This is a genomic window from Candidatus Binatus sp. (genome assembly GCF_036567905.1).
Classification (GTDB): domain Bacteria; phylum Desulfobacterota; class Binatia; order Binatales; family Binataceae; genus Binatus.
Genome location: NZ_DATCTO010000007.1, coordinates 1 through 9,526, shown reverse-complemented (window position 1 = coordinate 9,526; position 9,526 = coordinate 1). Strand labels below are relative to the sequence as shown.

8 protein-coding genes are annotated in these 9,526 nt (G+C 59.9%); 5 read left to right on the top strand and 3 right to left on the bottom strand.

The window, feature by feature from the left end; genetic code table 11:
* Together VIO10_RS00580 and VIO10_RS00575 are read right to left on the bottom strand one after the other, a co-directional pair.
* Positions 1-854, bottom strand: an 854-nt coding sequence (locus VIO10_RS00580) for a hypothetical protein (protein ID WP_331957935.1), incomplete at its 3' end; no start/stop codon positions are given.
* A complete protein-coding gene (locus tag VIO10_RS00575) occupies positions 851-3,085 on the bottom strand; it encodes an N-6 DNA methylase (RefSeq protein WP_331957933.1) in 2,235 nt (744 codons plus the stop codon). The genes VIO10_RS00575 and VIO10_RS00580, both read right to left, overlap by 4 nt.
* A 228-nt stretch (positions 3,086-3,313) precedes the next feature.
* On the opposite strand from VIO10_RS00575, the gene VIO10_RS00570 reads away from it, so the two are divergent.
* Genes VIO10_RS00570 through VIO10_RS00560 form a run of 3 tightly spaced genes read left to right on the top strand, consistent with a single transcriptional unit; the run spans position 3,314 to position 6,061 of the window.
* On the top strand, positions 3,314-4,060 hold the full coding sequence (locus tag VIO10_RS00570) for an electron transfer flavoprotein subunit beta/FixA family protein (protein ID WP_331957931.1): 747 nt from the start codon (positions 3,314-3,316) through the stop codon (positions 4,058-4,060).
* A 39-nt stretch (positions 4,061-4,099) separates the two neighbouring features.
* Complete coding sequence (locus VIO10_RS00565; RefSeq protein ID WP_331957929.1) at positions 4,100-5,074, top strand: electron transfer flavoprotein subunit alpha/FixB family protein; 975 nt, start codon at positions 4,100-4,102, stop codon at positions 5,072-5,074.
* A 27-nt stretch (positions 5,075-5,101) separates the two neighbouring features.
* On the top strand, positions 5,102-6,061 hold the full coding sequence (locus VIO10_RS00560) for an alpha/beta hydrolase (RefSeq protein ID WP_331957927.1): 960 nt from the start codon (positions 5,102-5,104) through the stop codon (positions 6,059-6,061).
* A gap of 177 nt (positions 6,062-6,238) precedes the next feature.
* On the opposite strand, the gene VIO10_RS00555 is transcribed toward VIO10_RS00560, so the two are convergent.
* Positions 6,239-7,429, bottom strand: a complete 1,191-nt coding sequence (locus VIO10_RS00555) for a CoA transferase (protein WP_331957925.1) — start codon at positions 7,427-7,429, stop codon at positions 6,239-6,241.
* A 135-nt stretch (positions 7,430-7,564) separates the two neighbouring features.
* On the opposite strand from VIO10_RS00555, the gene VIO10_RS00550 reads away from it, so the two are divergent.
* On the top strand, positions 7,565-8,779 hold the full coding sequence (locus VIO10_RS00550) for an efflux RND transporter periplasmic adaptor subunit (RefSeq protein WP_331957924.1): 1,215 nt from the start codon (positions 7,565-7,567) through the stop codon (positions 8,777-8,779).
* Between the two features lie 15 nt (positions 8,780-8,794).
* Positions 8,795-9,526: ABC transporter ATP-binding protein (locus VIO10_RS00545; RefSeq protein ID WP_331957922.1), on the top strand; the 732-nt coding region annotated here is incomplete at its 3' end.

Sequence of the window (9,526 nt, the reverse complement as noted above, 5' to 3'; positions counted from 1 at the left end):
CTTATGATTGGCGGGAAATTGGGGAGCAGGCCACACGGCTTCACCGTTTCCGTGGCTTCCTCCGCGTACTCAGAAAGCGGTAGAAAGCTCGGATTGGCCAGTCGGAACGCGGCGGCCCGCGCGCTCTTCACATCCCACTGTTCGACATTGGGCCATCGCAAGGTGAGCATTGGAGTTTCGAGCGGTTTAAAATTCGTGATCTTGTGAAGAACTGCATCCAACCTACGCGATGAGGCAAATAAATCGGACTGCGCCTGCTCCACCAAGTTTTGCGCTTCGCGCCATCGCGCGACAATGGCCTCCTGGTCGGGGAGCGGCGGGATAGGGATTTCGACAGCCTCCAAGCTGCTTGGCTCAACCCGCTTCCGTCCACTAGTACCGCTTACCATTCCATTGATGATCCTTCGGAAATGTTCAGTGCGGAAGACAAGTTGGATATATTCCGGAAGGGCGACATTTTTCTTGATCCGATAAACGGGAAATTCGCTGGTAACGGTGGCTACGGGGATTTGGGGAGGAAGGATGCCGATGGCACCGTTCCGTACGTCTATTTTGGAGTAGATTATGTCTCCAGCATGGGCGAAAAAGAGCGCTCCCTTAAAGTCCACCTTCCCACGTAAATCCCTTGGTTCAATTTCGCCGCTGAACCGCAGACTGAGAAAATGTTCCGGTTTTGGTTCGAAGGTCCTTTTGTCTACAGGCTCGTATCTGCGCTCCAATGCTGACGCGAGAGTCTTGATGGCATCTGGAGGCCATTGCCACGATGAACCTCTCTGTGACGCCACGCTCCAGCGGTCAAAATCTTTCCACCAGACGGCAAAAGCCCGGCATGTGCCCGTGCTCGCCTGTGTCATTGCGTGGCCTCCGCGAGAAAGAACGCATGCGGATCGCTCCGAAACTCCCGATATAGCTCTAGACAAGTCTTGCCGAGACCCGGCGGTTGGCGGTCGTTCGGGAAGAGTTCGTTCTGGTCGGTATCGCCTGTGGCGGTGATGCCGACTTTCTCCGCCTCGTAAAGAAATATGCTATATGGGAATCGCTCTTTGAGCAGGGCGCGAGTCTCGGTAACGATAGTTTCGGCCATGCGCTTCTGATATTCCGCCCGTTCCTTTTGGAGGGCCTTTCGTTTCTCGACATCTTGCGCTTTTATGGCTGCCGCAATCGCCATTTCAAGCCGGGTGATCTCCGTTGCGACATCGGCGGCGTGCTTGGCCTCTATCTCCCCGCCGACTTTGTGCTGCTTGGCGTCAAAGTCAGTTTGCTCCTTGATCGTGAACTTTTGTACAAAGAGCAAAGACGCCTTCACGCTTGCCCCGGACGAAATGAATGTTTCCTGCGGCAGGCTGACAACGGCTCGGATGAACGCACGGTTTTCGCAGAACTCGCGGACGTAAGCCAGGGATGGATTGTTTAAGATACCTTCCGGCAGAACAATGCCGAGGCGACCGCCGGGTTTGAGCAGAGAGAGGCAACGCTCGATGAAGAGTATTTCCGTCCTGATTTTGCTTTTCCCTCCCTTCGGCAAATCGAACAGGCTAGCAATCGGCTTGTTTACGGCGGCACGGACACGGGCAATCGCGTTGGTGTAGAGGTCGCCGTAGTCGTTCTCGTACTGCTTGGCGGCTTCGCGGCTGACAAGCGCGTCGGATTCATGGACTACGTCCGAAGGCTCAACATTCGCGCCAAACGGTGGGTTGGTGAGAATGATGTCGAAGCGGCCTTCAAAGATGCCGTTCACGTTGAGGAAGCCGTCGTGGTGATGAACGCCACCGTGCCCGTCGCCGTGCATAATCATGTTCATCTTGCTCGTGCGGGCCATGCGGTCGTTGGCGTCGGTACCAAAGATGCAGCGGTTGGCGAGCTTCCAGAGACGCGAGTCGCGCTTGTCCTGGGCGAGGGTAGCGCGGATCTCCGCGAACTTATCACGAAGCGCTTCGGCTTTTTTGACTTCGGAGAGCTTCTTCTGTTCCAACTCGGCCTTAAACGACTGATACTGTTTGTCGGCGCCTGCTAGGATCTGCTCGCGTACAATTTCAAAGAAGCGAATGAGGAAGCCACCGGAACCGCTGGCTGGGTCGCAAATGATGTCGCCCTCCTTCGGCTCGACCATGCGAACCATGAATTCAACGATGGTGCGCGGGGTGAAAAATTGCCCGATCTCGCCGCGAAACGTGCGGCCTAGGAAACGCTCAAAGGCGATGCCTTTGATGTCCTCGCTGGTGTCGGAAAGGTTGTAGCGCTCCAAGAGCTTTACGATCTCCCGGCCTGTCGCGGGTCTGAGGCGGATTTCCTCGTCATCCTCAAAAATTTCGTCGTCTTTGTAAATCTTCTTGGTTCTCTTAAAAAGTTCGCCAAGTGGGTCATCCGTCAATCGCTGTGAATCAAGAAATTCGACGGTGAATAGATTGTTTCGCTCACGTCGTTGCCTCATCTCGCGCTCGACGGCAACTTTCACGAAAAGGATCTTTGCGATTTCGTCGAATGCGGCGGCAGGGTCGAGCTTCTCGCGGTTGCGAATGACGTTGTGACACTGGTGGAGAAGGTTAGCGAATTCGTCTTCTTTGAACGTTTTAAGCTTGGAGATGAGATCTTCGATCTCTCTGTCGCTAGCGTCGGCATGAGGAACATTGCTGATTTCCTCCAGCGACTTCGGCATCTGGTTATGAAGCACGCGCCAGAACTTGGTCTCACGGCTATTGTGCGTCACGAAGAACCGGGCACCCGTTAGCCGAGAGTAGTTGTCGCCTTGGCCGTAATCGGCGGGCTTGATGGTGACGTTGTCTGACTTGCACTCGACGATGATGAGAGGGGTTCGTGAATCCGATTTGTCCTTCGCAGTTCGCCAAATGACGAAGTCAGCGCGGGAGTTACCAGAACCGCGACCCGTAACTTCGCGTTCCTCGTCCATCTGGTCGAGGTTGAACCCGTATTCGTTGACGAGGGTGCAGAGGTATTCCTGCCGAACCGTTTCTTCCGGCGTTTCGACGAGCCACTTCTTACGGATGTGGCTCCAGATCGTGCCTTTCTCGCGGCGGACCTTCAGTTGGTCCGCCGTGCCGGGTTGTTTGATTACGACTTGACTCATGGTGTTTCGGCCCCTTTGCATGCCCGGTCTCTTGCTCATCGGTTGCTCAATGCACCACGAAACGCCATGAAGGGACAAATGGCAAGGCGGCGGGGGCGGGCATTAGCGTGGTTTGACTGGGGGGCGGGGCGCTGTTAGAAACTTTTACGTTCCTCGGCTGTATTCCCGGGCGACCTCGTGTGTTTTCGGATTCAACCGATGCATCAACGAATGCGTGGAGTTTAGGCTTTGAAGATTCTAGTACCAATCAAGCGAGTTCCCGATCCCGCCACCACCATCCGCGTCCTCCCCGACGGCAGCGGCATCGCCACCGACAACGTCAAATGGGTCATCAACCCGTTTTGCGAAATCGCGATCGAAGAAGCGCTCCGCATCAAGGAGAAACAGACCGGCGAGGTCGTGTTGGTCTCGGTGGGCCAGTCCACCTGGCAGGAGCAATTGCGCACCGGGCTGGCGATGGGCGCCGACCGCGCAATCCTGGTCAAGACCGACGCCGCGCTCGACTCGCTCGCAATCGCCAGACTCATCGCGAAAATTGCCGGCGACGAGAAGCCCGAGCTGATCATAATGGGCAAGCAGGCGATCGACGACGACGCGAACCAGGTCGGGCAGATGGTGGCCGAGCTGCTGGGATGGCCGCAGGCGACCTTTGCATCCAAGGTTGAGATTGCGGCCGACAAGGTCTCGGTGGTGCGCGAAGTTGACGGCGGTCTGGAGACAATCGCGTTCAAAATCCCCGCCGTCATCACCGCCGATCTGCGCCTCAACGAGCCGCGCTACGCCTCGCTGCCTGGAATCATGAAGGCGCGCAAGAAAGAACTCAAAGAGATTGCGGCCGACAGCCTCGGCGTCGATCTCGCGCCCAAGCTCAAGATAAAGACGCTCGCCGCTCCGCCCAAGCGCCAGGGCGGGCGCAAGGTCGCGTCGGCGCAGGAGCTGGTGTCGATGCTTCACACCGAAGCAAAGGTTATTTGAACCCGACTTTTACGATCGCGGACGCCGGAGTGAATTGACATGGGTGACGTTCTGATTTTCGCGGAGCATCAGGGGGGACATTTCCCCAAGGCCACGCTGACCGCCGTTCATGCGGGGCTTGAGCTGGCGAAAAAGCGCGGCGGCAAAGCTATCGCGGTCGTGGCGGGCGACGCGCCGGAGGCGGCCGCGGGCGAAATCGCCAAGTACGGCGTCGCCAAGGTGATCGCGCTGGCGCATCCCGCGTTGAAGAACTATCTCGCCGACGCGCACGCGCAGGCGCTTGCCGTATTGGCGAAAAAGGAAGGCGCGGAATTTATAATCGCGACGGCAACCGCGATGGGCAAGGACCTGTTTCCGCGGCTGGCCGCCCGCCTCGGCGCCGGGATGGCGTCGGAAATCACCGCAATCAACGACGACCAGAGCTTCGTGCGCCCCACCTACGCGGGCAACGTGATGGCGACGGTCGAAATCGACGGACCGATCAAAGTATTGACGGTGCGCGGCACCGCATTCGACGCCGCCAAGCCGGGCGGCGCCGCCGCGCCGGTCGAAAAGCAAAATGCCGAAATCGACGCAGGCGCTCTCAAGATGGAATTCGTTTCGTTCAACGCGACCAAGAGCGATCGCCCGCAACTCACCGAGGCGCGCATAATCGTTTCGGGTGGGCGCGGCCTCAAGGCGGGCGAAAACTTCAAGACCGTGCTCGAGCCGCTGGTCGACGAGCTGGGCGCCGCGATGGGCGCGTCGCGCGCGGCGGTGGATGCGGGCTTCGTGCCCAACGACCTGCAAGTCGGACAGACGGGCAAGGTGGTTGCGCCCGAACTTTACATCGCAGTCGGAATTTCAGGCGCGATACAGCATCTGGCCGGGATGAAAGACTCGAAGGTGATCTGCGCGATCAACAAGGACGAAGAGGCGCCGATTTTCGCGGTCGCCGACTATGGCCTGGTCGCCGACCTGTTCAAAGCGGTGCCCGAGATGACCGAGGAAATCAAAAAGCTCAAGCATTCGTAGTCCGCGCGCGTGGCAGGAAGCGTTTCGATGCCCGAACTGCAGCACAAATTCGTCAGCAGCAACGGCATCCGGATGCATTATGTCGAGCAGGGCGCGGGTCCGCTGATCGTGCTGTGCCACGGATGGCCCGAATCGTGGTACTCGTGGCGCCATCAGATTCCCGCGCTCGCGGCGGCGGGCTTCCGCGTCGTCGCGCCCGATCAGCGCGGCTACGGGCAGACCGACGCGCCCGAGCCGATCGAGTCGTACAACATTCTGAACCTGGCCGGCGATATCGTCGGGCTGGTCAACAGCCTCGGCGTCGAGACCGCGGTGATCGCCGGCCATGATTGGGGCGCGCCGGTGGCGTGGAACTCGGCGCTGTTGCGCCCCGACATCTTTCGCGCGATCGCACTGCTCAGCGTTCCTTATTTTCCGCGCACTCCCATGCGTCCGACCGACGCGATGAAGGCGATGGCCGGCGACCAGAATTTCTACCAGCTTTATTTTCAGGAGCCGGGCAAGGTCGAGAAGGAACTCGACGCCGATCCGCGCCGCTCGATGGCGATGATCCTCTACTCGGCGTCGGGCGATGTGCCGCGGACGGGCGAGTTCTCGTTCCTGTTTCCCAGGACGAAAAAGTTTATCGAGATGGGCGTCGTGCCGGAGAAGCTGCCGGCGTGGCTGACGGAAGCCGACCTGAATTTTTTTGCCGGCGAGTTCAAGCGGGCAGGCTTTCGCGGCGGTGTCAACTGGTATCGCAATATCGATCGCAACTGGGAGCTGACGCCCTTCCTCGACGGCGCCAAGCTGCGCCAGCCCGCCGTGTTCGCCGCCGGTGAGCATGACGTGGTCGGCAAGATGATTCCTGGCGGGTACGGGATGGCGGGTGCGTTCACTCCGAATCTAAAAAGGAAAGTGATAATCCCCGGCGCCGGTCATTGGGTGCAGCAGGAACGTCCCAAAGAGATCACCGAGATCCTGATCGAGTTTTTGAAGGGAATTTAATTATAGCGAAACCCGCCGTGGGTTCCGCACCTCCCTGGGCAGGGGTGACCCCTGCACCTGATGTTAAGATGCGGGCCTTCGTCCCTGTTAGAACGGGTTAAGGGGGCGGAGGTTGTTCCCCGTCTGAGATTACCTCGCCCGTTATTTCACGGGAGAGGTAGATCAGAGGGAGCGGGATTAGGCGATCGTGCCGGAGGCGCGCAGGCGTTTTAGATCGGCGGGCGTGTAGCCGTGGGCGGCCAGGACTTCGTCGGTGTGCTCGCCGACCAGCGGCGGGCGCGTAATCCTGCCCGGCGTTGCCTCGAGCTTGGCGGCCAGCCCGGTGGTCAGGTACTCGCCGAGTTCGGGATGCGGCATCCGCAGCAGCATCGCGCGCGCGGCGGTCTGCGGATGCTTGAACATTTCCTCGATGGTGAGAATCGGCCCCGACGGGATGCCCTGTTGATTGAACAATTGGATCCAATGCTCGGCGGGATGCGGGGCGAGCGCGCGATTTATTTCCAGGGTCAACGCGGCGCGATTTTTCAGCCGCTGCCCGCTGCTCTTGAATCGATCGTCGGCAGCGAGTTCCGGCCGTCCAATTGCGGCGACCAGGTTTTGCCACATCGTCTCGTTGCCGCAGGCGATGTTGAACGGCCGATCCGACGCCTCGAACGTGCCATACGGCGACACCAGCGGATGATGGTTGCCGGCGGGCGCGGGAGTCTTGCCGGTTTCAAAATAAATTCCCGCCGACCAGGTCAGGATGCTGACGATGGATTCGAGCAGCGAAGTCTCGACGCGCTGGCCGCGGCCGTCGCGGTGGCGCGCCTCGAGTGCGAGCAGGATGCCTTGCGCAGAAAAAATTCCGCCGAGCAGATCGCAGATGGCGATGCCGACGCGGGTCGGCCCGCTCTCGACGGTTCCGGTCACGCTCATCAGGCCCGACATCCCCTGCGCGATCTGATCGAAGCCGGGGAAATCGCGCAGCGGCCCGGTCGAGCCGAAGCCCGAGATGGAACAGGTGATGATGCGCGGATTGCGCATCGCGAGCGTTTCGTAGTCCAGTTCGAGCGCTTGCATGACGCCGGGCCGGAAGTTGTCCACGACCACGTCGGCGGCGTCGATCAGGCGCATCAGGATTTCGCGCCCTTGGGGTTTTTTGATGGCGACTCTTAAACTTTTCTTGGATCGATTGGCGGAGAGAAAGAAGTAGTTGTCGGGACCCTGGCTGGCGCCCAGCTCGCCGCGCGGATTTTCGACCGGTTCGATCTTGAAAATCTCGGCGCCGTAATCGCCGAGGATTTGGGTGCAGAACGGACCGGCGAAATACCTGGTCAGATCGACAACTTTTATTCCCGCCAGGGGCGGCGGCTGCTGTTCGGCCATGGTGGCAAACCTACTGGAAACTTCCGCGGCGGAGTTACGTCTAAGAGGCGATGGTCCGTATTTCGCTTTTCGTTTTCCGTTTTTCGTTTTTCATTGGAAACCGGGGGACAACGGGATAATAATTGAGCACTAGCCATGAAATTGTCCAGCATCAAAAATAGCGCGTGGATGCTTGCGATCGCCGCGATCATCGTAGTCACAGGCGTCTGGTATTTCCTTGGCCGAAGTTCGTCCGGGACAAGAATTGTTACCGCTGCGGTCACAGAAGGGCCGATCGTGCGCTCGATCACGGCGACTGGAACGGTCAATCCGGTCATCACGGTGCAGCTCGGCACTTACGTGTCGGGACCGATCATCGCAATTTATAAAGACTACAATGCGCCGGTGACGAAGGGGCAGCTAATCGCGAAAATTGACCCGAGCACTTACCAGGTGACGGTCGATATTGCGCGTGCGACGCTGGCGAACTCGATCGCGCAACTGGGCAAGGACCAAGCCGACCTCGACTACAAGAAAGTCACCTACAATCGCAACCTGGAGCTGTACAAGGCCGACGCGGTCTCGAAGGACGCGCTGGATTCGGCGTACAGCGCATGGCAGATGGATGTCGCGCAGATCAAGCTCGATCACGCCAATATCCAGCAGCAGACGGCCAACGTGAAAGCGGCCGAGGTCAACCTGAATTACACCAATATCGTGTCGCCGGTTGACGGCACGGTGGTCTCGCGCAACGTGGACGTGGGCCAGACGGTGGCGGCGAGCTTTCAGACGCCGACGCTGTTTCTGATCGCGAAGGACCTGACCAAGATGCAGGTGGACTCCAACGTCAGCGAGTCCGATATCGGCTACGTGCGCCAAGGGCAGAAGGCGACGTTTCGGGTGGACGCGTTTCCCGACCGCGATTTCGAGGGCGTGGTCGCCCAGGTTCGGCAGGCGCCGATCACGGTTCAGAACGTGGTGACCTACGACGTAGTGGTGAGCGTGGAAAATCCCGAGCTGCTGCTGAAGCCCGGGATGACGGCGAATGTGACCGTCGTGACCGCGTCAAAAGCCAAGGCGGTGCGCGTTCCGGTTGACGCGCTGCGCTTTGCGCCGCCCGGAGAACCGCCGGCGAATTCCGCGGCGCTTGACGGAGCGCCCGGCCAACAGACTCGAGTCTGGGTTCTCGCGGATGGCAAAGTCACACCGGTCACGATCACCACCGGGCTCAGCGACGGAACCTGGGTCGAAGTCGCCGAGGGCGACCTGCACGCGGGCGATCGCGTGGTGACGGACGAAGTTCACAGCGCGGGTTCATCTTCGTCGCACGGCGGCGGCGGAATAACCGGGATGATGCACATGCCCCACTAGGCGCGCGGTTATCCGATGAGAAGCGTGATTGAACTGGTCGGTATGACCAAGACCTACGTGCTTGGCGAGGTCGAGGTTAACGCGCTGCGCGGCGTCAACCTGAAGATCGAGCGGGGCGAGTTCGTCGCGGTGATGGGTGCGTCGGGCTCGGGCAAATCGACGCTGATGAACATGCTGGGATGCCTGGACCGTCCCACCAGCGGCCGCTACCTGCTGGAGGGCGAGGACGTCGCGCAACTGAACGAGTCGGAGCTGGCGACGATCCGCAGCCGTCGAATCGGGTTCGTCTTTCAGAACTTCAACCTGCTGTCGCGGACCTCGGCGCTGGAGAACATCGAGCTGCCGCTGTTCTATTCGGCGTGGACCGCGGACGGAGAGAGTCGCGCCGCCGACCTGGTGAAACTGGTGGGGCTGGCGGGCCGTGAGCAGAGCCATCCGAATCAACTCTCGGGCGGGCAGCAGCAACGCGTGGCGATCGCGCGCGCGCTGGTCAATCGCCCGTCGATCCTGCTCGCCGACGAGCCGACCGGCAATCTCGACTCGACCAACTCGGCCGAGATAATGGAGGTGCTCACCAAGCTCAATCGCGAACAGGGCCTCACGGTGATCGTGGTGACGCACGATCCGGAGATGGCGGCCTATGCGGACCGGGTCGTCACGTTTCGCGACGGCGCGATCATCTCGGATACGCGAAAAGACGGCGCTGGCGCGCGTGCTGGCGCCGGCGGCAACGCGGCTGTGCCGGCC

Bases quoted from the DNA above. Each gene is read 5' to 3' on its own strand.
- VIO10_RS00575 (WP_331957933.1), bottom strand. From the start codon at position 3,085: ATGAGTCAAGTCGTAATCAAACAACCCGGCACGGCGGACCAACTGAAG.
- VIO10_RS00565 (WP_331957929.1), top strand. From the start codon at position 4,100: ATGGGTGACGTTCTGATTTTCGCGGAGCATCAGGGGGGACATTTCCCC.
- VIO10_RS00560 (WP_331957927.1), top strand. From the start codon at position 5,102: ATGCCCGAACTGCAGCACAAATTCGTCAGCAGCAACGGCATCCGGATG.
- VIO10_RS00555 (WP_331957925.1), bottom strand. From the start codon at position 7,429: ATGGCCGAACAGCAGCCGCCGCCCCTGGCGGGAATAAAAGTTGTCGAT.
- VIO10_RS00550 (WP_331957924.1), top strand. From the start codon at position 7,565: ATGAAATTGTCCAGCATCAAAAATAGCGCGTGGATGCTTGCGATCGCC.